The 22822-nt window shown below is 48.9% G+C and carries 26 protein-coding genes; 23 read left to right on the top strand and 3 right to left on the bottom strand.

Going from position 1 to position 22822, the window contains the following annotated elements; translation table 11 throughout:
- Positions 1-3 precede the first annotated feature (3 nt).
- The 7 genes from mutL (at position 4) to ACZ5R2_RS03815 (ending at position 7178) form a co-directional block, all read left to right on the top strand.
- A complete protein-coding gene (mutL, locus tag ACZ5R2_RS03785; protein ID WP_464901090.1) occupies positions 4-2016 on the top strand; it encodes a DNA mismatch repair endonuclease MutL in 2013 nt (670 codons plus the stop codon).
- On the top strand, positions 2013-2945 hold the full coding sequence (gene miaA, locus ACZ5R2_RS03790) for a tRNA (adenosine(37)-N6)-dimethylallyltransferase MiaA (protein WP_464901091.1): 933 nt from the start codon (positions 2013-2015) through the stop codon (positions 2943-2945). The genes mutL and miaA overlap by 4 nt, the downstream gene beginning before the upstream one ends.
- Positions 2946-3103: 158 nt before the next feature.
- Complete coding sequence (gene hfq / locus ACZ5R2_RS03795; RefSeq protein WP_005438329.1) at positions 3104-3367, top strand: RNA chaperone Hfq; 264 nt, start codon at positions 3104-3106, stop codon at positions 3365-3367.
- Positions 3368-3404: 37 nt separating this feature from the next.
- The gene (gene hflX, locus ACZ5R2_RS03800) at positions 3405-4694 is read left to right on the top strand and encodes a ribosome rescue GTPase HflX (RefSeq protein WP_464901092.1); all 1290 of its coding nucleotides are present in this window, start codon (positions 3405-3407) and stop codon (positions 4692-4694) included.
- A gap of 45 nt (positions 4695-4739) precedes the next feature.
- Positions 4740-5927: an FtsH protease activity modulator HflK gene (hflK, locus tag ACZ5R2_RS03805; protein WP_464901093.1), complete on the top strand. Its 1188-nt coding sequence runs from the start codon at positions 4740-4742 to the stop codon at positions 5925-5927.
- A 2-nt stretch (positions 5928-5929) separates the two neighbouring features.
- Complete coding sequence (gene hflC / locus ACZ5R2_RS03810; RefSeq protein ID WP_464901094.1) at positions 5930-6910, top strand: protease modulator HflC; 981 nt, start codon at positions 5930-5932, stop codon at positions 6908-6910.
- Positions 6911-6992: 82 nt separating this feature from the next.
- The gene (locus ACZ5R2_RS03815; RefSeq protein WP_464901095.1) at positions 6993-7178 is read left to right on the top strand and encodes a DUF2065 domain-containing protein; all 186 of its coding nucleotides are present in this window, start codon (positions 6993-6995) and stop codon (positions 7176-7178) included.
- Between the two features lie 37 nt (positions 7179-7215).
- On the opposite strand, the gene ACZ5R2_RS03820 is transcribed toward ACZ5R2_RS03815, so the two are convergent.
- Both ACZ5R2_RS03820 and ACZ5R2_RS03825 read right to left on the bottom strand, forming a co-directional pair.
- Positions 7216-7461, bottom strand: a complete 246-nt coding sequence (locus ACZ5R2_RS03820) for a SlyX family protein (RefSeq protein ID WP_464901096.1) — start codon at positions 7459-7461, stop codon at positions 7216-7218.
- A gap of 2 nt (positions 7462-7463) precedes the next feature.
- The gene (locus ACZ5R2_RS03825) at positions 7464-8450 is read right to left on the bottom strand and encodes a WD40 repeat domain-containing protein (protein WP_464901097.1); all 987 of its coding nucleotides are present in this window, start codon (positions 8448-8450) and stop codon (positions 7464-7466) included.
- A 137-nt stretch (positions 8451-8587) separates the two neighbouring features.
- Between ACZ5R2_RS03825 and fkpA the strand changes: the two genes are divergently transcribed.
- From fkpA to rplI, 13 genes are all read left to right on the top strand, one after another.
- Positions 8588-9367 carry an FKBP-type peptidyl-prolyl cis-trans isomerase gene (fkpA, locus tag ACZ5R2_RS03830; RefSeq protein WP_464901098.1) on the top strand — a complete coding sequence of 260 codons (780 nt, stop codon included), beginning with the start codon at positions 8588-8590 and terminating at the stop codon, positions 9365-9367.
- 236 nt (positions 9368-9603) lie between these two features.
- Complete coding sequence (locus tag ACZ5R2_RS03835; RefSeq protein ID WP_438461361.1) at positions 9604-10326, top strand: helix-turn-helix transcriptional regulator; 723 nt, start codon at positions 9604-9606, stop codon at positions 10324-10326.
- Positions 10323-10718, top strand: a complete 396-nt coding sequence (gene tusD / locus ACZ5R2_RS03840; protein WP_464901099.1) for a sulfurtransferase complex subunit TusD — start codon at positions 10323-10325, stop codon at positions 10716-10718. Before ACZ5R2_RS03835 ends, tusD begins: the two co-directional genes overlap by 4 nt.
- Positions 10715-11071, top strand: coding sequence for a sulfurtransferase complex subunit TusC (tusC, locus tag ACZ5R2_RS03845; RefSeq protein WP_464901100.1), 357 nt, complete (start codon positions 10715-10717; stop codon positions 11069-11071). The genes tusD and tusC overlap by 4 nt, the downstream gene beginning before the upstream one ends.
- Before the next feature lie 10 nt (positions 11072-11081).
- On the top strand, positions 11082-11357 hold the full coding sequence (gene tusB, locus ACZ5R2_RS03850) for a sulfurtransferase complex subunit TusB (protein WP_464901101.1): 276 nt from the start codon (positions 11082-11084) through the stop codon (positions 11355-11357).
- A gap of 233 nt (positions 11358-11590) precedes the next feature.
- The gene (gene rpsL / locus ACZ5R2_RS03855) at positions 11591-11965 is read left to right on the top strand and encodes a 30S ribosomal protein S12 (RefSeq protein WP_038181303.1); all 375 of its coding nucleotides are present in this window, start codon (positions 11591-11593) and stop codon (positions 11963-11965) included.
- A gap of 98 nt (positions 11966-12063) precedes the next feature.
- Positions 12064-12534, top strand: a complete 471-nt coding sequence (gene rpsG, locus ACZ5R2_RS03860) for a 30S ribosomal protein S7 (RefSeq protein ID WP_438461356.1) — start codon at positions 12064-12066, stop codon at positions 12532-12534.
- A gap of 174 nt (positions 12535-12708) precedes the next feature.
- On the top strand, positions 12709-14808 hold the full coding sequence (fusA, locus tag ACZ5R2_RS03865; protein WP_464901102.1) for an elongation factor G: 2100 nt from the start codon (positions 12709-12711) through the stop codon (positions 14806-14808).
- Between the two features lie 155 nt (positions 14809-14963).
- Positions 14964-16148 (top strand): elongation factor Tu, encoded by a 1185-nt coding sequence (gene tuf, locus ACZ5R2_RS03870; protein ID WP_464901103.1) that lies wholly within the window; start codon positions 14964-14966, stop codon positions 16146-16148.
- A gap of 422 nt (positions 16149-16570) precedes the next feature.
- Complete coding sequence (gene rpsF / locus ACZ5R2_RS03875; RefSeq protein WP_464901104.1) at positions 16571-16960, top strand: 30S ribosomal protein S6; 390 nt, start codon at positions 16571-16573, stop codon at positions 16958-16960.
- An 8-nt stretch (positions 16961-16968) separates the two neighbouring features.
- Positions 16969-17271 carry a primosomal replication protein N gene (gene priB / locus ACZ5R2_RS03880; protein WP_438461353.1) on the top strand — a complete coding sequence of 101 codons (303 nt, stop codon included), beginning with the start codon at positions 16969-16971 and terminating at the stop codon, positions 17269-17271.
- 16 nt (positions 17272-17287) lie between these two features.
- Entirely contained in the window at positions 17288-17515 is a 228-nt protein-coding gene (gene rpsR / locus ACZ5R2_RS03885) for a 30S ribosomal protein S18 (RefSeq protein WP_000090472.1), read from the top strand.
- Between the two features lie 30 nt (positions 17516-17545).
- Positions 17546-17998, top strand: coding sequence for a 50S ribosomal protein L9 (rplI, locus tag ACZ5R2_RS03890; protein WP_438461352.1), 453 nt, complete (start codon positions 17546-17548; stop codon positions 17996-17998).
- A gap of 172 nt (positions 17999-18170) precedes the next feature.
- On the opposite strand, the gene ACZ5R2_RS03895 is transcribed toward rplI, so the two are convergent.
- Complete coding sequence (locus ACZ5R2_RS03895; protein WP_464901105.1) at positions 18171-18932, bottom strand: DUF481 domain-containing protein; 762 nt, start codon at positions 18930-18932, stop codon at positions 18171-18173.
- 168 nt (positions 18933-19100) lie between these two features.
- Here ACZ5R2_RS03895 and ACZ5R2_RS03900 point away from each other — a divergent pair, with 168 nt between their 5' ends.
- From ACZ5R2_RS03900 to ACZ5R2_RS03910, 3 genes are read left to right on the top strand one after another with little or no spacing between them, the layout of a single operon-like run.
- Positions 19101-20519, top strand: coding sequence for a replicative DNA helicase (locus ACZ5R2_RS03900; RefSeq protein WP_464901106.1), 1419 nt, complete (start codon positions 19101-19103; stop codon positions 20517-20519).
- A complete protein-coding gene (gene alr / locus ACZ5R2_RS03905; protein ID WP_464901107.1) occupies positions 20491-21621 on the top strand; it encodes an alanine racemase in 1131 nt (376 codons plus the stop codon). The genes ACZ5R2_RS03900 and alr overlap by 29 nt, the downstream gene beginning before the upstream one ends.
- Before the next feature lie 4 nt (positions 21622-21625).
- Positions 21626-22822: a BamA/TamA family outer membrane protein gene (locus ACZ5R2_RS03910; protein ID WP_464901108.1), complete on the top strand. Its 1197-nt coding sequence runs from the start codon at positions 21626-21628 to the stop codon at positions 22820-22822.

Below are 22822 nucleotides of genomic sequence, written 5' to 3' on the forward strand. Positions count from 1 at the left end.
AGTATGACGATCAAAATCTTACCAGCTCGACTGGCTAACCAAATTGCAGCAGGTGAGGTGGTTGAGCGCCCCGCTTCGGTTGTTAAAGAGTTGGTAGAAAACAGCCTAGACTCTGGCGCAACCCGTATCGATATCGATATCGAAAAGGGAGGCGCTAAGCTTATCCGCGTGCGCGACAATGGCAAGGGGATCGTCAAAGACGAGTTGGGGTTAGCGCTCAGCCGTCATGCTACCTCTAAAATTCATTCATTGGATGATCTTGAGGCGATCGTTAGCTTGGGGTTTCGTGGTGAGGCACTGGCCAGTATCAGCTCAGTAGCACGCTTAACCCTAACCTCGCGTCCAGCAACTCAGGAAGAGGCATGGTCGTGTTATACCGAGGGGCGTGATATGGAAGTCAAGTTGCAACCCGCTGCGCACCCAGTTGGTACCTCGGTTGAGGTTCTGGATCTGTTCTTTAACACGCCAGCTCGGCGTAAGTTCCTCAAAACAGAGAAGACCGAGTTCACTCATATCGATGAACTGCTTAAACGCATCGCCCTAAGTCGCTTTGATGTAACGATTAACCTGCGCCACAATGGCAAGATGATCCGTCAATATCGCGCGGCGAAAACCGAAGCTCAGGCGACCAAGCGTATTGGTGCGGTGTGTGGTAGCGCCTTTGTTCGCTCGATGCTCAAGGTTGAGCTTGAGCACAATGATCTAAAATTGCATGGTTGGATCACCACGCCAGAGGGGGCGAGGCAGCAAGCCGATCTCCAGTACTGCTATGTCAACGGGCGTATGATGCGTGATAAGTTGATCAACCATGCGATCCGACAAAGCTATGAGAGCACGCTGCGACCGGAGCAGTACGCAACCTATATCCTGTTTATCGAGATTGACCCACATCAGGTTGATGTGAATGTTCACCCGGCGAAACACGAGGTGCGTTTTCATCAAGCACGCCTGGTACATGATTTTATTTATCAAGCCCTTGCGGGCGCCTTAGCGCAAAGCTTGAGTATCGAGGCGCCCAAACAAACCGAGTCAGCCTTCCATCATGCTCAGCCAGAGTCTGCTGTGTCAACGAGTGATGCCAATATTGAGCAGCAGTTGTCGCAGGCGGTAGAGCGAACACCGGCCTACCCGAACAAGGCATCGGTCACTTCTGCCCCCGCAGAGTCCAGAGCAGTAGCTGCGGGGCCAAGAGTTGCTGAGTACAGAGTCGAGGAGGGGGAGGCGCGCCATCATTGGCAAGCAAATCGCTCAAGCTCGCCCGGCAGAAGAGAGACGGGCTCAGGAGCGTCAGCGGCACAAAAAAACGCGCCCTCCGCTAATGAGGTTGCGGCCTATCAAGAGCTGATGCAGACTTCTCAGCCTGATCCACAGGCTGGGGGCAATCCATCAGCGCAGACGCGTGACGTGTCCAAACGTGACTTGCCCAAGGCGAAAGGAATAAAGGTTTCAGCGGAACGTTTTGGCAAGGCAGTGTGTGTGATTGAGCACAAGCATCTTTTGATCCACCTTGATGATCAGTGCTCAATGTTGTCGATCCCTCGAGCGCAGTGGTGGCGCTTACTCGGTCAATTAAGCCCAAGACAAGGTCCTTTAACTATGCAGCCTTTGCTGATCCCTTTGGCGCTAAAGGTCGATCCAGCGCAGTATAAAGCACAAGAGGCACTCCAGAGCACGCTGTTGCAGTTGGGGATCAAGTTGGTTGCAAGGGATAAGTCGACCTTGATGGTGATTGCCGTACCGCAACCGATACGACAACAAAACCTTCAACAACTGATCCCAGATCTGTTATCGTACGCGGCTCAAAATTGTTTGGAGCAAGATCCTCAATCCGTCAAACAGGTAACGAAATGGCTGGTGAATCAGATCATTATTGAGAAACCTAGCTACACTTTATCCGAGGCGGTTCAAATAATTGGGGAACTGGAGCAGCTCTGGCATGGTCAACTACCTGTAGACGATCCGAAATTAATCATTGGCATCGACTTCACCGATACGATATCTGCTTTTACACTATGAACGAAAAATTACCACTTGCACTGTTTTTGATGGGGCCAACCGCCTCCGGCAAGACAGATTTGGCCATTCGCCTAAGACAGCGCTATCCCGTTGAGATTATCTCCGTGGATTCGGCTTTGATCTATCGCGGTATGGATATCGGCACAGCAAAGCCAGATGCAGACGAGTTAGCCCAAGCGCCACATCGCCTGATTGATATCTTAGACCCAAGTGAGGCCTACTCTGCGGCTGACTTTCGCCGTGATGCACTAAAAGAGATGGCCGACATCGTTTCTAAGGGTAAGATCCCATTGTTGGTGGGCGGCACAATGTTGTATTACAAAGCCTTGCTTGAGGGGTTATCGCCACTACCCGCGGCCAATCCTGAGATAAGGCAGCAGATTGAGAAAGAGAGTCAGGAACGGGGTTGGCAGGCATTACACGACCAACTTCGAGAGATTGATCCCGTATCAGCACAAAGAATTCACCCGAATGATCCACAAAGATTGTCTCGGGCATTGGAAGTTTATAGGATTTCAGGTAAAACTCTAACTGAGCTGACACAAACTAAAGGTGAATCACTGCCTTACCGTGTTAAGCAGTTTGCAATCGCTCCCAAGGATAGGGCAGAGCTGCATCGCCGGATTGAACTTAGATTCGATAAGATGGTGGAAGCTGGATTTGAACAGGAGATGCAAGCGCTCTATCAGCGTGAGGATCTTCACTCCGATCTTCCTTCTATCCGTTGTGTCGGTTACCGGCAGATGTGGGACTACTTGGACGGGAACGCCACACTTGAGGAAGCAATTTTCCGCGGTGTGTGCGCCACTCGTCAATTAGCCAAGAGGCAAGTCACCTGGTTGCGCAGCTGGGATGATCTCACTTGGTTGGATAGCGAAAATATTGATCACGCTTTAGAAACTCTGTCACAGGCAATCGCCACCGATTGAGAATACAGTGTATAATATTTTTGCTTTTGCGCAGGAGATCATTCTTACTTAAGGTGATCACTTGATTACTGTTTAGCTCAGATGCAAAGGCAGCGCAATTCTATTGCAAAGCACCACTAGCTAAATAACAACAACATAATTCAAATAAGGAAAATAAAATGGCTAAGGGGCAATCTTTACAAGACCCATTCCTAAATGCGTTACGCCGCGAGCGTATCCCAGTATCAATTTATCTGGTAAACGGCATCAAGCTACAAGGTCAAATCGAGTCTTTTGATCAGTTCGTGATCTTGTTGAAGAACACGGTAAACCAAATGGTGTACAAGCACGCAATCTCTACGGTTGTACCGGCTCGTCCAGTTAGCCATCACAGCGGTGACCGTCCTCAAGGCGATCGTCCTCAAGAAAAATCGGAAGATTAATCTCTGATCTACAATAAAATAATAAGGAGTTGAACGCTTGTTTGACCGTTATGAAGCCGGTGAGCGAGCCGTACTTGTTCATATCAACTTCACGCAAGAGGGTGAATGGGAAGACCTAGTCGAGTTTGAAATGCTGGCGTCTTCCTCGGGTGTCGATACGCTACAGGTGATCACCGGTAGCCGTCAGTCACCTCACCCCAAGTATTACGTCGGAGAGGGTAAGGCCCAAGAAATTGCTGAAGCAGTTCAGCGAGTCGAAGCCGATATTGTGATTTTTAATCACTCCCTTTCCCCAGCCCAAGAACGAAATCTCGAAGCACTGTGTCATTGTCGTGTGCTCGATCGTACTGGCTTGATCCTTGATATCTTTGCTCAGCGAGCGAGAACACATGAAGGTAAGTTGCAAGTCGAGCTTGCGCAGCTGAGACACATTTCGACTCGATTGATTCGTGGATGGACCCACTTGGAGCGACAGAAAGGTGGTATTGGTCTGCGTGGCCCGGGTGAAACCCAGCTTGAGACAGACAGACGCCTACTGCGTGACCGAATTAAAGCGATACTGCGCCGTTTGGAGAAAGTCTCCAAGCAGCGTGAACAAGGACGACGAGCTCGCCAACGCGCCGAGATCCCTACGGTATCCTTGGTTGGTTATACCAACGCAGGTAAGTCCACCCTGTTCAATCGCATCACACAAGCGGGCGTTTATGCCGCTGACCAGTTGTTTGCAACGCTTGATCCAACCTTGCGTAAGATTGAGCTGAAAGAGGTCGGGCCGGCCATCTTGGCGGATACGGTAGGTTTTATTCGTCACCTACCTCATGACCTGGTCGCTGCGTTTAAGGCGACATTACAAGAAACGCAAGAAGCTGACATTTTGTTACACGTTGTTGATGCCAGTGACGAGCGTTTTCGTGAGAATATTCATGCTGTTCATGAAGTTCTTGAGGAGATAGAAGCCTCGGAAGTACCCACGCTTGTGGTGATGAACAAAATCGATAATCTCGAAGGGCAAAAACCTCGTATCGAAAGAGATGAGGAGGGCGTGCCTACTACTGTCTGGGTTTCAGCCATGGCTGACCAGGGAATGGATTTGCTCTTTGAGGCATTGAAAGAGCGTCTTGCCAGTCAAATGGTGGAATATAAGCTGCAGATACCGCCAGCTTTTCAAGGCCGAATCCGGAGTGCCTTTTTTGAAAAGAAATGTATTCTGAGTGAAGGCTACGACGAGCAAGGGAATCTTCTGATCGATATCCGCATGCAAAGTGTCGACTGGCAGCGACTTGAAAAAAGAGAAGGGGCAGTTTTACGTGACTTTATAGTTACTTAAATGACTGCTACAGTATAACGTCATATCAAATGATGGAGCTTACTAATGGCGTGGAACGAGCCTGGTAATAATAACGGCAATAATGGCCGCGATAATGACCCTTGGGGTAACAACAATCGTGGTGACCAGAAACCTGGTGGCCGTGAGCAAGGACCACCAGATTTGGATGAAGTTTTCAGCAAACTAAGTCAAAAACTGGGTGGTAAGTTTGGTGGTGGTGGCAATGGTTCATCATCGGCTAATGGCGGATTCTTAGGATTCGGCGTTGTCGCTTTGATTGCCATCGTTATTTGGGTATTTGCCGGTTTCTACACGATTGGTGAAGCCGAGCGAGGCGTGGTATTGCGTCTGGGTAAATATGACCGCGTGGTCGATCCAGGCCTAAACTGGCGTCCATATTTCATCGATGATGTGGAACCGGTCAACGTTCAGGAGATCCGCTCACTGCGCTCATCAGGTCTGATGTTGACCAAGGATGAAAACGTCGTGACGGTGGCGATGGACGTTCAGTACCGTATCGCCGACCCATACAAGTCTCTTTACGTTGTGATTGATGCCGATGACAGCTTACGTCAAGCGACCGATTCTGCTTTGCGTGCGGTAATTGGTGATTCGTTGATGGACAGCATTCTGACCAGTGGCCGTCAACAAATTCGTCAAAGCACACAAGAGACCTTGAACGAAATTGTTGACGCTTACGATATGGGGATTGTGATCGTTGACGTCAACTTCCAGTCGGCACGTCCGCCTGAGCAAGTGAAAGATGCCTTCGATGATGCGATTGCTGCACGTGAGGATGAGGAGCGTTTTGAGCGTGAAGCCGAGGCCTATCGTAACGACATCCTGCCTAAAGCAACTGGTCGAGCTGAACGTTTGAAGAAAGAAGCCCTTGGTTACTCTGAGCGCATCGTCAATGAAGCTTTGGGTCAAGTGGCGCAGTTTGAGAAGCTACTACCTGAATACCAGGCAGCGCCGGAAGTGACGCGCAACCGTCTGTATCTTGATACGATGGAGCAGGTATACACTAGCTCGTCTAAGGTACTGATTGACTCTGAATCAAGCGGTAATCTTCTGTACTTGCCAATTGATAAGCTCGCTGGCGAAGGTCGTACTGAGACCAAGCGTACTCAGCGCTCATCAGCAGGCTACGATGCAATCGAACTGGAACAACAAGCGCCAATTCAAACCTCATCTGGTTCGCGCTCTACAGACACTCGTGAAGGGAGATTCTAATCATGCGTAAATTAATGATCCCTGTATTGGTTGTCGCGTTAGCGCTATTGCTGATGTCTATGTTCGTTGTTCAAGAAGGCGAGCGTGGCATGGTGATTCGTTTTGGTCGCGTACTTGATGATAACGGTGTTTCTCGTATCTACGAGCCAGGTCTGCACTTTAGAATGCCTTTGTTTGATCGTGTGAAGACACTTGAAGCACGTATTCAAACCATGGAAGGCCGCACTGACCGTTTCGTAACGTCTGAGAAAAAAGATGTGCTTATTGATACCTATGTGAAGTGGAGAATCGCAGACTTTGGACGTTTCTACTTGAGTACTGGTGGTGGTAACAACCTTACTGCTGAGGCGCTTCTTGAACGAAAAGTGATGGACGTGTTGCGTTCGGAGATTGGTTCACGCGAGATCAAGCAGATTGTGTCAGGTCCACGTAACCAAGACGTTCTACCTGACTCTCTAGAAGATGAAGAGATTGTGACTGAAGCCGCCCTTCAAGCGCTAGAGATCGACGGTGAGCGGGATAAGATCATGGAAAACGTACTGCTTGGTACCAGTGAAAGTGCGATGGCTGACTTGGGCGTAGAGGTGTTTGACTTCCGAATGAAGAAAATCAACCTCCCGGATGAGATCAGTGAGTCTATCTATCAGCGTATGCGCGCAGAGCGTGAGTCAGTGGCGCGTCGCCACCGTTCGCAAGGTCGTGAAAAAGCTGAGGTTATCCGAGCGCAAGCTGAACTAGAGGTAGCGACAGTACTTGCTGAGGCAGACCGTACTGCTCGTGTTACGCGCGGTGAGGCCGATGCAGAAGCTGCAAAAGTTTACTCAGATGCGTACAGCAAAGACCCTGAGTTCTTTGGCTTTATTCGTTCGCTACGTGCTTACGAGAATTCATTTAGCGACAAGAGCGATATCCTCGTTCTTGATCCAAAGAGTGACTTCTTCCAGTACATGAACAACTCTCACGGTAGCGCGGCACAGAACTAATAGCGCTTACCTGTGTCTATATCAAAGGCTCCCTGATGGGGGCCTTTTGTTTTAGTATCAAGTTAGAAATAAGGGGAACAGTGTGTCTAATGCAATTTGGTTGGCACTGGGGTTAGTGCTTATCATTGAGGGCTTAGGGCCATTACTGGTACCAAATGGTTGGCGAGCGATGCTGCGTGAGATCGTTGCACAACCAGACAGCCAACTGCGAAGATTGGGTGGCTGCTTGGTCGTTAGCGGTTTGGTGATGGTGTCTTTTTTTAGCTAGGTAATGGCTTTAGCTAAGTACCTACTTCAGCTAACCATCAGTAGTGCGGTGGTGGGGTCTCTTCTGATGGGTCAGCGAGGTTTGAGCTGTCTAGGTTCTTCACCTTACCCACTACATACTTCATCTGATCTTGCATCTTGGTGATCAGAAGTTGTTGTTGGCTCAGGGCGTGATTGAGCTCTTCAATCGTCTGTTCTTGGAATGCCAACTGACACTCAAGATCATTGACTCGTTGGTCTAACGCTTGAGTGGTGAGGGATGCGTTGTTGTCTGTATCGGTCATGACTAAGGTCGAAACTCCCATGCTTGTGCAATACCCGCCGATGTTGCAGCGACTATCTGCTGGTGATCAGTAAAGGCCGCATCATACACTACCGCGCGCGCAGGTCGGGTATCTTTTTGTGCTTGGGCCTGCATCTGTTGTACTTTTTTGCCACTTTGCGTATCCCAAACGGTGATCCTACCTGAGGGTGTTCCAGTCACCAGCCAGTGACCATCATCTGAAAAGCGAGCGCTCGAGAAGATCAACTGCCTTGATAGGCTCTTTAGTTCACTCACTTGCTCACCCGTTGTCAAATCCCAAATCACGGCCATATTGCCCCCATCAGAGGTAAAAGCAAGACGTCCATCTCGCTGCAGCGCGACTCGATTGACTCGGTTTTGATGGGTAAAGGTACGTAGGATATGACCAGTTTCGGTATCCCATAGGTAGGCATGGTAGTCATTCCCCCCAGTGAGTGCATAACGGCCATTGGCCGCAATTGCGACCGAGTTCACTTTTTCATTATGGGCAAGGAACTCTATGCGCCTGCCGGTGACTAAGTCCACGTGGATTGCCTTGCCATTGGTTAGGCCCAGAAGAACCTGTTGACCATGATTAGCGATATCAGCATCACGAATCAGCCCATCGGAGATGGACCACAAGCCTTGAGATTGGGCCCAACCGAGATCCCATACGGCGAAGTTGGTTTGCCCCGCCGTCACGGCAAAGCGACCACTATCTGAGATTCGCATTCGTGAGACACGGCTGGAGCTTGCGTCTAGGTGACCTAGGTCGGCTAATTTGCTATTTTGTTTTAGGTCCCAGATAACTAGTTGATTATCTGGAGAGTATGTCAGGGCAAAGTGCGCGTCACGGCTGAGTGCAAAACTTGATGCCCCTTGTGGTTCGAGCTCCCAAGAGGTGGTTTGCGCTGGACCAAAAAGGCAGCCGTTGAGGGCTAATAAGCTGATCCATGAGATGTTTTTAGCTAGAAATCGTGTAACTGACAAATTATTGACTTAATTTATAGGGATAATTGCTAATTACGAGTCTATAGTGGTGCATCTCTGTTGTACACGCCAAACGTAATGGCTGTTATATTTAACAAATCACTACCAGATTGAATCCGAATCAATTGGAGAATTTAATGAAATCTACGTTTAAAGTTTCACTACTTGCAGCAACAGTTTTGCTTGCGGTTGGTTGTCAGAAAGAAGAAGAGTCGAAAGCCCCTGTTGCGGCTGAAGCACAAACCGAGCAAGTTCAAACAGTCGCAGCAGCGAACTTTGAATCAGAGGATGATAAAGCGGCTTACGCAATTGGTGCATCTTTTGCTACTTACCTAACCAGCACCATCGATAAGCCAGCAGAGCTAGGAATCGAGCTCAAAAAGGAATTGGTACTAAAAGGTATCGAAGACGTATTCACTGCTGAATCTCAGCTTTCTGAGGAAGAAACGCGTCAAGCGTTAGAGTCTCTAGACCAGCGCGTGTCTGAGTCACTACAAGCTCAAGCTGCAGAGCAAGCGGCTGAAACTCAACAAGCAGGCGATGACTTCCGCGCTGAATTTGAGCAGCAAGACGGTGTAGTAAAGACTGAATCAGGTCTACTTTACCAAGTTATCGAAGCGGCGGAAGGCGACAAGCCAGCAGAAAGCGCAACGGTTGAAGTACACTACAAAGGTACTCTGATCGATGGTACTCAATTTGATAGTTCATACGATCGCGGCGAGACTGCGACTTTCCCATTGAATCGCGTGATTCAAGGTTGGACTGAGGGCGTTCAGCTAATGCCTGTCGGTTCTAAGTTCAAATTTGTTATCCCACCTGAGCTTGCATACGGCGATCAAGACACACCGACTATCCCGGCAAACTCAACGCTAGTATTTGAAGTAGAGCTAGTACAAATTGTTGATGTAGAAGAATAAGCTGACTTATCTTCACCTCTATCAAAGCCCAGCCTCGTGCTGGGCTTTTTACGTGGCGGAGTTCGAATATTCGCGAAATGACCGAGAGATTGCGCCAATAGATAGGTGTTTGATTAAAATTTTCTGATAAACTTACATTAATTTGTTGAATTTGTGCCCAGCAGAATCCATTTTCCTGTCGCGATGGCAGATGTATGGATGAAGCTTTTTGGGCAGTGTGAATCGGGGGAAAGAGAGTGACATCAACAGAAGCGATTAATGTCGATGCTTTGCTTGAGATGGAGTCGGTTAATGCGATGCCATTTAGCGAGCACGATAAGATCATCTTGAAATCGTACGAGGCTGTGGTCGATGGGATTGCGAGCCTAATCGGTCCTTTTTGTGAGATCGTGTTGCACTCGCTAGAAGATCTTAACACCTCGGCGATAAAGATCGCCAATGGTGAGAATACCGGGCGTCAAGTGGGCTCGCCGATCACCGACCTTGCATTGAAGATGCTTAAAGATATTGAGGGCTCTGAGCGAAACTTCTCACGCTCTTACTTCACTCGCGCCAAGGGTGGGGTGCTGATGAAGTCAATTACCGTTGCCATTCGTAACGGTGATAACCGCGTTATTGGCCTGTTGTGTATCAACGTCAACCTGGATGCGCCATTCTCACAGGTGCTGCAGTCGTTCATGCCAAATGAAGAAGCTAAGCAAGCGGCCTCGTCGGTTAACTTTGCCAGCGATGTTGAAGAGCTGGTGGATCAGACGGTTGAACGCACCATCGAAGAGATAAATGCTGATAAATCGGTCTCGAACAACACCAAGAATCGTCAGATCGTAATGGAGCTGTATGACAAAGGGATCTTCGACATCAAAGATGCGATTAACCGTGTTGCCGATCGATTGAATATTTCCAAACATACCGTCTATCTTTATATTCGTCAGCGTAAGACTGAGGATGACGAGATTTGACACCACTAAGTTACACCCTAGTTGTTAATGGCGCAGCGTACGGCAGCCAATCGGCGCGTAATGCGTTGCTTTTTGCCCGAAGCTTAATTGAGCAAGGGCATCAACTGGTGAGTGTGTTTTTCTATCAGGATGGCGTCAGTAATGGGTCGGCGTTGACCCTGCCAGCAAACGACGAGTTTGACCTGGTTGGTGGTTGGCAACAACTTGCCGAGCAGCACAGCGTTCGCCTGGAAACCTGCGTTGCTGCGGCGCTACGTCGTGGCATCATCAGTGAGGGCGAGGCTCGCCAACATGGGCTCGAGCAGCACAATTTGGCTGAGCACTTTACGCAAGCCGGTCTTGGTAGTCTTGCAGAAGCCATGTTGACCCAAGATAGAGTGGTGCAGTTTTGACAAGCCTAGGTTACCTTTTTTTTAGTGCCCCACATGGGCAGAGCCGCGGGCGAGAGGGTATCGATGCCCTGCTGGCCGCTTCGGCCTATTGTGATTCAATCAAGGTCATGTTCTGTGGCGATGGCGTGTTGCAACTGCTGCGTGGCCAACAGCCAGAGGTTATCTTGAGCAAAGATTATGCACCTATGATGAAGCTGTTCGATCTCTACGATATCGAGCAGGTTTATGTGTGTAAGCAGTCTCTTGCTGAGCGTGGCTGTGCCAATGCTGACCTGATCATTGATGTCGAGCTGCTTGAACGCGATGACTTTCAAGCTCAGCTGGCTCAGTGCAAATCCGTTTTGACGTTTTAAGAGAGCAAAGATGCTATTTATTGTTAAGTCCGTGACCGCGATTGAGCATCTGTCGGTGCTCAGTGGTGAGCACGACGCGATATTACTGGTGGAAGGTGCGGTCTATGCCAGTATCGCGCAGCATCGCGCATTTGTCGGTTTGAAAGGGCTGACGACATTTGTGCTCAAAGAAGACCTGCAGGCACGTGGCATTGAAAGCCGAGTCAGTCCTTCGATTTCTGAGGTCGATTTTGCTGGGTTTGTTCAGTTAACAGCAGAGCATCTGCAGTCAATCACTCTCAGCTAGGTGGATCCCGCACACAATCAGGATCGCTCTACTCTTAACTAGGTGTGTTTCGCTCTCGACCTAGCGTATTTCACACCCAGATTTGCATTTAGATTGCTTTATAAGCAAAAAAGATCTGTATATTTCTTGACACACCTCTCCCCTCTGAATAGAATTTTGCGTCCCTAATTACCACTTGTGATTAGGGCAAGATTTTTCACAAAGCTTACTTTCAGTAAATCAGGAGCTAGTTAATGGCAACTATTAACCAGTTGGTACGTAAGCCTCGCGTGAAGCAAGTTGCTAAAAGCAACGTGCCAGCGCTAGAAGCGTGTCCACAAAAACGTGGTGTATGTACTCGTGTTTACACAACTACACCTAAAAAACCTAACTCGGCACTACGTAAAGTATGTCGTGTACGTCTAACAAACGGTTTCGAAGTAACATCATACATCGGCGGTGAAGGTCACAACCTTCAAGAGCACTCAGTTGTTCTAATCCGCGGTGGTCGTGTTAAAGACCTTCCGGGTGTTCGCTACCACACTGTTCGTGGTGCACTTGACTGTGCAGGCGTTAATGACCGTAAACAAGGTCGTTCTAAGTACGGTGTGAAGCGTCCTAAGTCTTAATGGTTCCCCGTTAAGTAAGGCCAAACACTAAATTATTTTTAATTTTTGAAGAAACTGTAAAGTTTTGGATAACCTGAAGAAGACAACGGAGAATATCCATGCCACGTCGTCGCGTCATCGGTCAGCGTAAGATCCTTCCAGATCCAAAGTTCAAATCTGAACTGCTGGCAAAATTCGTTAACATCCTTATGGTTGACGGTAAAAAATCTACTGCAGAGAAAATCATTTACACTGCACTAGACACTATGGCTGAGAAGTCTGGTAAAGACCATCTAGCTATTTTTGAAGAAGCTCTTGAAAATGTTCGCCCAGCGGTAGAGGTTAAATCTCGCCGTGTAGGTGGTTCAACTTACCAAGTACCTGTAGAAGTACGTCCGGTTCGCCGTAACGCACTTGCTATGCGTTGGTTGGTTGAAGCTGCGCGTAAGCGTGGTGAAAAATCTATGGCTGCACGCCTAGCTGCTGAATTGCTAGACGCGTCAGAAAACAAAGGTACTGCTGTTAAGAAACGTGAAGACGTTCATAAGATGGCAGACGCGAACAAAGCGTTCGCTCATTACCGCTGGTAATGACTTTGTCGTGCTGCGAGCTTGCTCGCAGCACCCCAATAGTTCCTATGCGCAAGCTAGGAACTATTGCTATATCTGAGGCCCAGAAATTTCTATTAAATATGGAAATTTTACATTTTTGTTGCCTCTCGACATAGCAATAGTCCCTATGTACCACATGAAGAGGATTCTATCGTGGCTCGTAAAACACCCATCGAGCGCTACCGTAACATCGGTATTGTCGCTCACGTAGACGCCGGTAAAACTACCACTAGTGAACGTATTCTGTTCTACACAGGTCTCTCACACAAAATTGGCGAAGTACACGATGGTGCTGCGACGATGGACTGGATGGAGCAAGAGCAGGAGCGTGGTATTACCATCACTTCGGCTGCTACTACGACCTTCTGGCGTGGTATGGAAGCGCAATTCCCAGATCACCGCATCAACATCATCGATACTCCTGGACACGTTGACTTTACGATTGAAGTAGAGCGCTCGCTGCGCGTACTTGATGGTGCCGTGGTTGTATTCTGTGGTTCATCTGGTGTAGAGCCACAATCTGAAACCGTTTGGCGTCAAGCAGACAAGTACCACGTTCCACGCATGGTATTTGTTAACAAGATGGACCGCGCGGGTGCAGATTTCCTACGCGTTGTTGAGCAAATCAAGAACCGCCTTGGCGCGAACCCTGTGCCAATCCAATTGAACATTGGTGCGGAAGAAGAGTTCAAGGGCGTAGTTGACCTGATTAAGATGAAGGCGATCAACTGGTCTGAAGATGACATGGGTATGACCTTCACTTACGAAGACATCCCAGCTGACATGATTGAGATGGCGGAAGAGTACCGCACTAACCTTGTTGAAGCGGCGGCGGAAGCCAACGAAGAGCTGATGGATAAGTACCTAGAAGAGGGTGAACTGTCTGAGGCTGAGATCAAGCAAGGTCTGCGTACTCGTACATTGAACAACGAAATCGTACTGGCAACCTGTGGTAGTGCATTTAAGAACAAAGGCGTGCAAGCCGTTCTTGATGCGGTAATCGAATACCTGCCATCACCAGTCGATGTTCCAGCAATCAAAGGCGTTGATGAGTCTGAAAAAGAAGTTGAGCGTCATGCTGACGACAACGAACCGTTCTCAGCTCTAGCGTTTAAGATTGCGACTGACCCATTTGTGGGCACGCTAACCTTTATGCGTGTTTACTCGGGCGTAGTAAATTCTGGCGATGCTGTTTACAACTCTGTGAAACAGAAAAAAGAGCGTTTCGGCCGTATTGTACAAATGCACTCAAACAAGCGTGAAGAAGTGAAAGAAGTTCGCGCGGGTGACATTGCAGCTGCCATCGGTTTGAAAGAAGTCACCACCGGTGACACGCTGTGTGATGCTGGCCATAAGGTCATTCTGGAGCGTATGGAGTTCCCTGAACCCGTAATCCAGATCGCGGTAGAGCCTCGCTCAAAAGCCGACCAAGAAAAAATGGGTATCGCGCTGGGTAAACTAGCAGCTGAAGACCCGTCGTTCCGTGTTGAAACCGATGACGAGACAGGCCAGACTCTGATCTCAGGTATGGGTGAGCTTCACCTAGACATCATCGTTGATCGCATGAAGCGTGAATTTAGCGTTGACTGTAACGTTGGTAAGCCTCAGGTGGCGTACCGAGAAACTATCCGCGGCAGCGCGGAAGTGGAAGGTAAGTTTGTACGTCAATCTGGTGGTCGCGGTCAGTATGGTCACGTATGGATCAAACTGGAGCCTGCAGAGTTGGGTGAAGGTTTTGTCTTCGTCGACGAGATCGTTGGCGGTGTGATTCCGAAGGAATACATCAGCTCGGTATCGAAAGGTATCGAAGAGCAGATGAACAGCGGTGTTGTGGCTGGTTACCCAGTGCTTGACATTAAAGCGACTCTGTTTGACGGTTCTTTCCACGACGTGGACTCAAACGAGGTGGCATTTAGAATTGCTGGCTCGATGGCATTCAAGAAGGGTGCACTAGAAGCGAACCCAGTGCTTCTTGAGCCAATGATGAATGTTGAAGTAACCACTCCAGAAGACTGGATGGGTGACGTGGTTGGTGATATCAACCGTCGTCGCGGCATCATCGAAGGTATGGACGAGGGTGTGGCTGGTCTTAAGATCATCCGTGCACAAGTACCACTATCTGAAATGTTTGGTTACGCAACCGACCTGCGCTCTGCAACTCAAGGCCGTGCGTCTTACTCTATGGAGTTTAATGAGTACGCTGAAGTACCGAAAAACTTCGCAGATAAAATCGTTGCAGAACGAGGTTACTAATCTGGTCGCTTGATCTATAAAAAAGTCTGTGCTTTTTTTAAAGATCGAAGCGTCCAAATATTGCGCTGACGCACGTTGGCGCATAAAATAGCAAATTCTGGCGCGTCCCGGTCAATTCAGTCCGCGACGAATCATAACTAGGAAGGAACACGATCGTGTCTAAAGAAAAATTTGAACGTACGAAACCGCACGTTAACGTTGGTACAATCGGCCACGTTGACCACGGTAAAACAACTCTAACTGCTGCAATCTGTACTACTCTAGCTAAAGTGTACGGCGGTGAAGCGAAAGACTTCGCATCTATCGATAACGCTCCAGAAGAGCGTGAGCGCGGTATCACAATCGCAACTTCTCACGTTGAGTACGACACTCCAACTCGTCACTACGCACACGTAGACTGTCCAGGACACGCGGATTATGTTAAGAACATGATCACAGGTGCTGCACAGATGGACGGTGGTATCCTAGTTGTTGCTGCAACTGACGGCCCAATGCCTCAGACTCGTGAGCACATCCTACTAGGCCGTCAGGTTGGTATCCCATACATCATCGTATTCATGAACAAATGTGACATGGTTGACGATGAAGAGCTACTAGAACTAGTAGAAATGGAAGTTCGTGAACTTCTATCTGAGTACGAATTCCCAGGTGACGACCTACCAGTAATCCAAGGTTCAGCTCTTGGTGCACTAAATGGTGAGAAGCAGTGGGAAGACAAGATCGTTGAGCTAGCAGAAGCTCTAGATTCTTACATCCCAGAGCCAGAGCGTGCAGTAGATCAGCCGTTCCTACTACCAATCGAAGACGTATTCTCGATCCAAGGTCGTGGTACAGTTGTAACTGGTCGTATCGAGCGCGGTATCCTAACTGTAGGTGACGAAGTAGAAATCGTAGGTATCAAAGAAACTACAACGACTACTTGTACTGGTGTTGAGATGTTCCGTAAGCTTCTTGACGAAGGTCGTGCTGGTGAGAACGTTGGTGCACTTCTACGTGGTACTAAGCGTGACGAAGTTGAGCGTGGTCAAGTTCTTGCAGCTCCTGGCTCAATCAACCCACACACTAAGTTCGAGTCTGAAGTATACGTACTTTCTAAAGACGAAGGCGGCCGTCACACTCCTTTCTTCAAAGGCTACCGTCCACAGTTCTACTTCCGTACAACTGACGTAACAGGTGACATCCAGCTTCCAGAAGGCGTTGAAATGGTAATGCCAGGCGACAACGTTCAAATGACTGTTGAACTAATCGCTCCAATCGCTATGGACGAAGGTCTACGCTTCGCGATCCGTGAAGGTGGCCGTACTGTAGGTGCTGGTGTTGTTGCTAAGATCTTCGACTAATTTTTAGTTGAGTCTTGCAGCTCTTCAATTTGATTGAAGACCGCATCTTGAAAAAAGGGAAGCTTAGGCTTCCCTTTTTTAGATCACTACGTTTCGAGAATCGAGATCGTTCCACTGCGAGTACGCTGCGCTCGAGATAGTAGAACACTTGACAGCGGTGGTCAGGGTTGGGAAATTTTCTCGCCTCTCGCCTCTCGCCTCTCGCCTCTCGCCTCTCGCCTCTCGCCTCTCGCCTCTCGCCTCTCGCCTCTCGCCTCTCGCCTCTCGCCTCTCGCCTCTCGCCTCTCGCAAGATTTATCTTGCTATCTCTGCTTGCATTCTGTACTATTCGCGACTCTTATTTCTCGGTCAATTTATTCGTTCCTTGCTTCCTCTGGATGACCGGGCCATTTTGGAAGCTACTAATCCGTAAGGAGCAACCTATGCGTCATTACGAAATCGTATTCATGGTGCACCCTGATCAAAGCGAGCAAGTTGCTGGCATGATCGAGCGTTACACTGGTACTATCACTGAAGCTGGCGGTACTATCCACCGTCTAGAAGACTGGGGTCGTCGTCAACTGGCTTACCCAATCAACAAGCTTCACAAAGCTCACTACGTTCTAATGAACGTTGAAGCTGACCAAGCTGTAATCGATGAGCTAGAAACTGCTTTCCGTTTCAACGATGCAGTTCTACGTAACATGATCATGCGTACTAAGAAAGCGGTAACTGAGCAGTCTATCATGCTTAAGCAAAAAGAAGAGCGTGCTGAGCGTGCTCCTCGTCGCGAAGAGCGTTCTGAGTCTAAGCCAGAAGCAGCTGCTGAGTAATTTCTTTGATGACCAATCGAATGGAGCTCAGTGGCACGATTGTCAAACCTCCTATTCGGTCTAAAAGTCCCAGTGGCATTGAACACTGTCGATTCTGGCTTGAGCATCGCTCAACCGTTATCGAAGCGGATCTTCCCAGGCAAGTGTTTTGTCGCATGCCAGTGGTAGTAAGCGGACCTAGGTCACAAGCATTAACTCAGAACTTAGTATCAGGCAGTAGCATTAAGGTGGGCGGCTTTGTCGCTTATCAAACCGGCCGAAATGGCGTTGGTAAATTAGTGCTTCATGCCGACAACATCACTCAAATTTAAGATCAGGAGATAGCCCATGGCTCGTTTCTTCCGTCGTCGTAAATTCTGCCGTTTCACTGCAGAAGGCGTACAAGAGATTGATTACAAAGACGTAGCAACTCTTAAAAACTACATCACTGAAGCTGGTAAAATCGTACCTAGCCGTATCACTGGCACAAGCGCTAAGTACCAGCGTCAACTAGCTCGCGCTATCAAGCGTTCACGCTACCTAGCACTACTACCGTACACTGATAAGCATCAGTAATCGGTCGGTTTATTAAAAGAGGATTAAACAATGCAAGTTATTCTACTTGATAAAATCGGTAACCTAGGTGGTCTTGGCGATACTGTAAACGTTAAATCTGGCTACGCTCGTAACTTCCTTATCCCACAAGGTAAAGCAGTTATGGCAACTAAGTCTAACGTTGAAATGTTCGAAGCTCGTCGCGCTGAACTAGAAGCTAAAGTTGCTGAGCAACTAACTGCTGCACAGGCTCGTGCTGAGAAAGTTAACGCTCTAGAAGCAGTTGTTATCGCTTCTAAAGCTGGTGACGAAGGTAAGCTGTTCGGTTCTATCGGTACTCGTGACATCGCTGACGCAATCACTGCGGCTGGCGTTGAAGTAGCTAAGAGCGAAGTTCGTCTTCCAGAAGGTGCTCTACGCAACACTGGTGAGTTCGAAATCAGCATCCAACTTCACTCTGAAGTATTTGCTACAGTTAACCTACAAGTTGTACCAGCTGAGTAATTCAGTTTCGGTAAACACTTTTAGTGTTGATTGTAAAACACCAGCCCTCGGGCTGGTGTTTTTTTTCCTTGTGGAAAAGAGGCGAGAAGCGAGATCACTGCGTTTCGAGAGTCGAGAACCACTCGCACCTCGGAGGGCGAAGCCCGTAACCCGAACCTCGCACCTAATATTCTCAGAATGAAACCAGAATACTCACCGTAATGACGCTATCTGAGTGGCTTAGTCCCTCAGGAACTTTGTCGTGATATTCGCGGTTGTGGCTTACCTTGAGAGCGACATCCTCGGTAATGTTATTGGCAAAGCTTAGGTCAGAGTCAATGCGGGTATTACTGTCACCAGCGACGACCGTCATCGTGGCGGCAACCGTCACATTTTCTAGCGGTCGCCATTCACCATTAATGTTTCCACGAAAGATAACTTCCTGCACGATAGTCGGAAAAATAATATCATCATCTTTAAGCTCATCTAGATTAGGCTCTTGGTATCGATAACCAGGACCGACTTCCGTCTCCAATAGGAGCTCATCGGTGTTGAAGAATTGAAAACCCAAACCACCCGATAGGGTGTAGTCTTTAAAATACGCACTGTATTTAGAGTCGACGCCACGAAAGCTATTATACAGGTAGGTGCGGGGACCTAACTTATAGTCACTTTGGACGGCGTAAGTCGCTTGGCGCTTGTCTTCTTCCCCGTCTTTGTAAAGCAGGTAATACTTCCATTCACCGTAGGTACGGTGACGCCCAGAGATGTACTCGACATCAATGCGAGAGTTGAGTGATTTGGTATCGGAGTTGCCGGAGTGGGCTTGATAGCCAAACTCGATTTCATTTTTCCACGGCGAGGGGACAGTAATTGTCTCTGGCTCCTGAATGTCCTCAGCGAGTGCATTCGAGCCAATCAACAAGCTGGCACCGACAAGCAGCGATTTACGCACCGATCATACCTCTCATAGTGAAAACATGAATTTTAGATGAACCCAATTTTTGGTTAGTCATTGAACGGTCAATTCTACACAAGTTAGCGAGAAACATCCTCAATGCTAATTACAATTGCTCGATTACCGTTATAATGATGCACCAAGAGAACCAAGCAGAGTAATAACATGGCTGATCGACAAGCGGACTTTCGAACCTTGCCAAATTCGAAAAAGAACAAAGACGCCCAAGTGGATGCGATTAAAGTACCTCCACACTCTATCGAGGCTGAGCAATCGGTCATCGGTGGCTTGTTGCTGGATAACGAGCGTTGGGATACCGTGGCAGAGCGTGTTGTTACCAAAGACTTTTACAGTCGCCCACACCGATTGATTTTTGAGTCAGTGAGTGACCTGCTTGAGTCGGGTAAACCTCTTGATTTGATTACGCTGTCTGAGTTTCTTGAGCAGCGTGAGCAGTTAGAGGATGTCGGTGGCTTTGCTTACCTAGCCGATCTTGCCAAGAATACCCCGAGTGCCGCCAATATTAATGCTTATGCCGATATTGTTGCAGAGCGTGCATTGGTGCGTAATCTGATTGGTGTCGCGAATGAGATTGCCGATGCTGGTTACGATCCGCAAGGGCGCAGCTCAGAGGATCTTCTTGATCTTGCCGAGAGTAAGGTCTTTGCGATTGCAGAAGATCGCACCAACGAGAACGAAGGTCCACAGAACGTAGACTCGATCTTGGAAAAAACCTTAGAGCGTATCGAGATCCTGTATAAGACACCACAAGATGGTGTGACAGGGGTTAACACAGGCTTTAGCGACCTTAATAAGAAGACTGCCGGCCTGCAAGGCTCGGATTTGGTGATTGTGGCGGCGCGCCCATCAATGGGTAAAACCACCTTTGCGATGAACCTGTGTGAAAACGCCGCGATGGAGCAGGAAAAGCCAGTGTTGATCTTCTCGCTTGAGATGCCAGCAGAGCAGATTATGATGCGTATGCTCGCGTCCTTGTCGCGTGTTGATCAAACTAAGATTCGTACTGGCCAACTTGATGATGAAGATTGGGCGCGTATCTCTTCGACCATGGGTATTCTTATGGAGAAGAAGAACATGTTTATCGACGATAGCTCTGGTCTGACACCGACAGAAGTGCGCTCGCGCGCTCGTCGTATTGCACGTGAGCATGGTGGTTTGTCGATGATCATGGTCGACTACCTGCAGCTGATGCGCGTGCCAGCACTGTCGGATAACCGTACCCTAGAAATTGCTGAGATCTCGCGCTCGCTTAAAGCGCTGGCAAAAGAGCTTAATGTGCCCGTTGTAGCGCTCTCTCAGCTTAACCGCTCGCTAGAGCAACGTGCAGACAAACGCCCAGTGAACTCCGACTTACGTGAATCGGGCTCGATTGAGCAAGATGCCGATTTGATCATGTTTATCTATCGTGATGAAGTCTACAACCCAGAGAGCTCACTGAAAGGGATCGCAGAGATCATCATTGGTAAGCAGCGTAACGGTCCTATCGGCTCAGTGCGCTTGACCTTCCAAGGGCAGTTCTCACGCTTCGATAACTATGCAGGACCTGCTTTTGACGATGAGTAGCTCGGTAACTAGTCCTTTAAGCTATATGAAGGCGGCCACCGCACATATTGATTTGGCCGCGCTGAGGCATAACCTCAGTCAAATCAGGCTTCAAGCACCACAGAGTAAGATCTTAGCGGTAGTTAAGGCCAATGGTTATGGTCATGGACTGCGCCATATCGCCCAGCATGCACAAGGCGCGGATGCGTTTGGCGTGGCTCGGATTCAAGAGGCGCTTGAGCTACGTGCTTGTGGTGTGGTTAAGCCGATATTGCTACTTGAAGGCTTTTATTCAGCCATGGACTTGCCGTTGCTAGTCACCAGCCATATTCAAACCGTAGTGCATTGCGAGGAGCAGCTTGAGGCTCTTGAGCAGGCGCAACTCGACTCGCCGGTCATCGTGTGGCTCAAAGTGGACAGTGGTATGCATCGCCTTGGAGTAAGACCTGAGCAATATGATGACTTTGTTCGTCGTTTGCATGATTGCCCGAATGTCGCTAAGCCATTGCGTTATATGAGCCACTTTGCCAGTGCGGATGAACCGCAAAAAACGGTCACCTCTGAGCAAATTGAGCTGTTTTCTTCGCTTACCCAAGGCTGCTTGGGAGAGCGCTCTCTGGCCGCATCGGCGGGGCTATTAGCTTGGCCTGACAGTTATTTTGATTGGGTGCGCCCGGGGATCATCATGTATGGTGTCTCACCATTTGGCGATAAAACTGCCCAGTCTATGGGGTATAAGCCTGTGATGACGCTTAAGTCACATCTGATTGCAGTTCGTGAGGTGAAAGCGGGTGAGTCGGTCGGTTATGGTGGTACTTGGACCAGTATGCGTGATACCAAAGTTGGCGTGATCGCGATTGGTTATGGTGATGGCTACCCAAGAACGGCTCCTAATGGCACTCCTGTGTTGGTTAACGGTCGCCGCGTACCGATGGCTGGTCGCGTCTCTATGGATATGCTCACGGTGGATTTAGGCCCAGAGGCCAGTGACAAGGTCGGTGATGAGGCTATTTTGTGGGGAGGGGCTCTTCCGGTTGAAGAGGTCGCTGAGCACATTGAGACGATTGCCTATGAGTTGGTCACTAAGCTGACCTCTCGCGTCGACATGGAATACAGCGAATAGCCTGATGAAATGGATAGGACTTGCTAGCCTCTTATGCGTATTTTCCAGCAGCCACGCGCTGGCTAAGCAAAAAGATCTCGCCTTCGTACCTTTCTTTTTTCAAACCGAATCGTTGGGTAAATCCTTCGGTGTTGCGGGCGTCGCAAAAGGGGTTGGGCAGCCACAAACCGCTCTATTTGGCATGGGGTTGTATACCGATAAAGACAGCTATGTTGGCTTTCTTTCTGCCTTTAACTATGCCTTATCTGACTCCGTTACTTCCTCAGTACAGCTTTATCAGGGACAATTGAATCAGACCAAGTACTATGTTGGTGATCAGGGAAATAATGACTCATCTCTGGACGACTTTACCTTTACTGACGGAGCTGAAAATCGCTACAAGCTCGAGTTTCGTTTCTTCCTTCCTTGGGGGGAGATCGCACAGCAGGGACTTAAAGGAGCATTTATCCCACAGCGCGAAGTGCACCGCGCCTCTCCACTTGAAAGCGGAATATCTTCTATTTATGTCAAGCCATTTTATAGTTCTCGCACGCTTGAAAGCGATGGGGTCAGAAGCGAAGCATCAGGCGTAGAGCTTGTTGCTGACTGGGATAACCGTGATTCAAATAGCCGACCCACTCGTGGCTCCCACTCATCATTTACAACCACGGTTGGTGCGGACAACTGGTCGAATGACGACAAGTGGGTCAAGCTTGAGGCAGAAACCAGTCACTACGTTTCTTTAGGTGAGTTAGGGGAGTGGTTTGATCAGCAAGTTATCGCCCTTAATGTCTATACCGCTGATACACCAACGTGGCAAGATTGCTCTGCTGGTCAGCGCGAGTCGCGTTGTGGTCGGCCGGCGGAGCATGAGCAGGTGCGCCTTGGCGGGCTTTATCGACTGCGCAGCTACAGTGGCAGTCGTTTCCATGGCCGCTCAGCTGTCCATTATGCGGCTGAATATCGAGTCATCCCTGATTGGCAGCCTCTAGGAGAGATCCCCGTGATCAACTACTATGATTTGCCGTGGTGGCAATGGGTGGTGTTTGCCGAGGCTGGGCGCGTCGCCGACAGTTACAACCTCAAAGAGTTACACACCGATATGAAGTGGAGTCTAGGCGGAGCGATCCGCTTTCAGGTTGAGGGCATCGTCGTTCGTACTGAGATCGCTCAATCAGAGGACGACCGTGCATTCAGGGTGATGATAAACCAGCCCTTCTAG

Source organism: Vibrio sabulosilitoris (assembly GCF_055391395.1).

Coding starts and splice junctions, on each gene's coding strand:
- mutL (WP_464901090.1), top strand. CDS start 4: ATGACGATCAAAATCTTACCAGCTCGACTGGCTAACCAAATTGCAGCA.
- miaA (WP_464901091.1), top strand. CDS start 2,013: ATGAACGAAAAATTACCACTTGCACTGTTTTTGATGGGGCCAACCGCC.
- hfq (WP_005438329.1), top strand. CDS start 3,104: ATGGCTAAGGGGCAATCTTTACAAGACCCATTCCTAAATGCGTTACGC.
- hflK (WP_464901093.1), top strand. CDS start 4,740: ATGGCGTGGAACGAGCCTGGTAATAATAACGGCAATAATGGCCGCGAT.
- hflC (WP_464901094.1), top strand. CDS start 5,930: ATGCGTAAATTAATGATCCCTGTATTGGTTGTCGCGTTAGCGCTATTG.
- ACZ5R2_RS03820 (WP_464901096.1), bottom strand. CDS start 7,461: ATGACCGATACAGACAACAACGCATCCCTCACCACTCAAGCGTTAGAC.
- fkpA (WP_464901098.1), top strand. CDS start 8,588: ATGAAATCTACGTTTAAAGTTTCACTACTTGCAGCAACAGTTTTGCTT.
- tusB (WP_464901101.1), top strand. CDS start 11,082: ATGCTATTTATTGTTAAGTCCGTGACCGCGATTGAGCATCTGTCGGTG.
- rpsL (WP_038181303.1), top strand. CDS start 11,591: ATGGCAACTATTAACCAGTTGGTACGTAAGCCTCGCGTGAAGCAAGTT.
- rpsG (WP_438461356.1), top strand. CDS start 12,064: ATGCCACGTCGTCGCGTCATCGGTCAGCGTAAGATCCTTCCAGATCCA.
- rpsF (WP_464901104.1), top strand. CDS start 16,571: ATGCGTCATTACGAAATCGTATTCATGGTGCACCCTGATCAAAGCGAG.
- priB (WP_438461353.1), top strand. CDS start 16,969: ATGACCAATCGAATGGAGCTCAGTGGCACGATTGTCAAACCTCCTATT.
- rpsR (WP_000090472.1), top strand. CDS start 17,288: ATGGCTCGTTTCTTCCGTCGTCGTAAATTCTGCCGTTTCACTGCAGAA.
- rplI (WP_438461352.1), top strand. CDS start 17,546: ATGCAAGTTATTCTACTTGATAAAATCGGTAACCTAGGTGGTCTTGGC.
- ACZ5R2_RS03900 (WP_464901106.1), top strand. CDS start 19,101: ATGGCTGATCGACAAGCGGACTTTCGAACCTTGCCAAATTCGAAAAAG.
- alr (WP_464901107.1), top strand. CDS start 20,491: ATGCAGGACCTGCTTTTGACGATGAGTAGCTCGGTAACTAGTCCTTTA.
- ACZ5R2_RS03910 (WP_464901108.1), top strand. CDS start 21,626: ATGAAATGGATAGGACTTGCTAGCCTCTTATGCGTATTTTCCAGCAGC.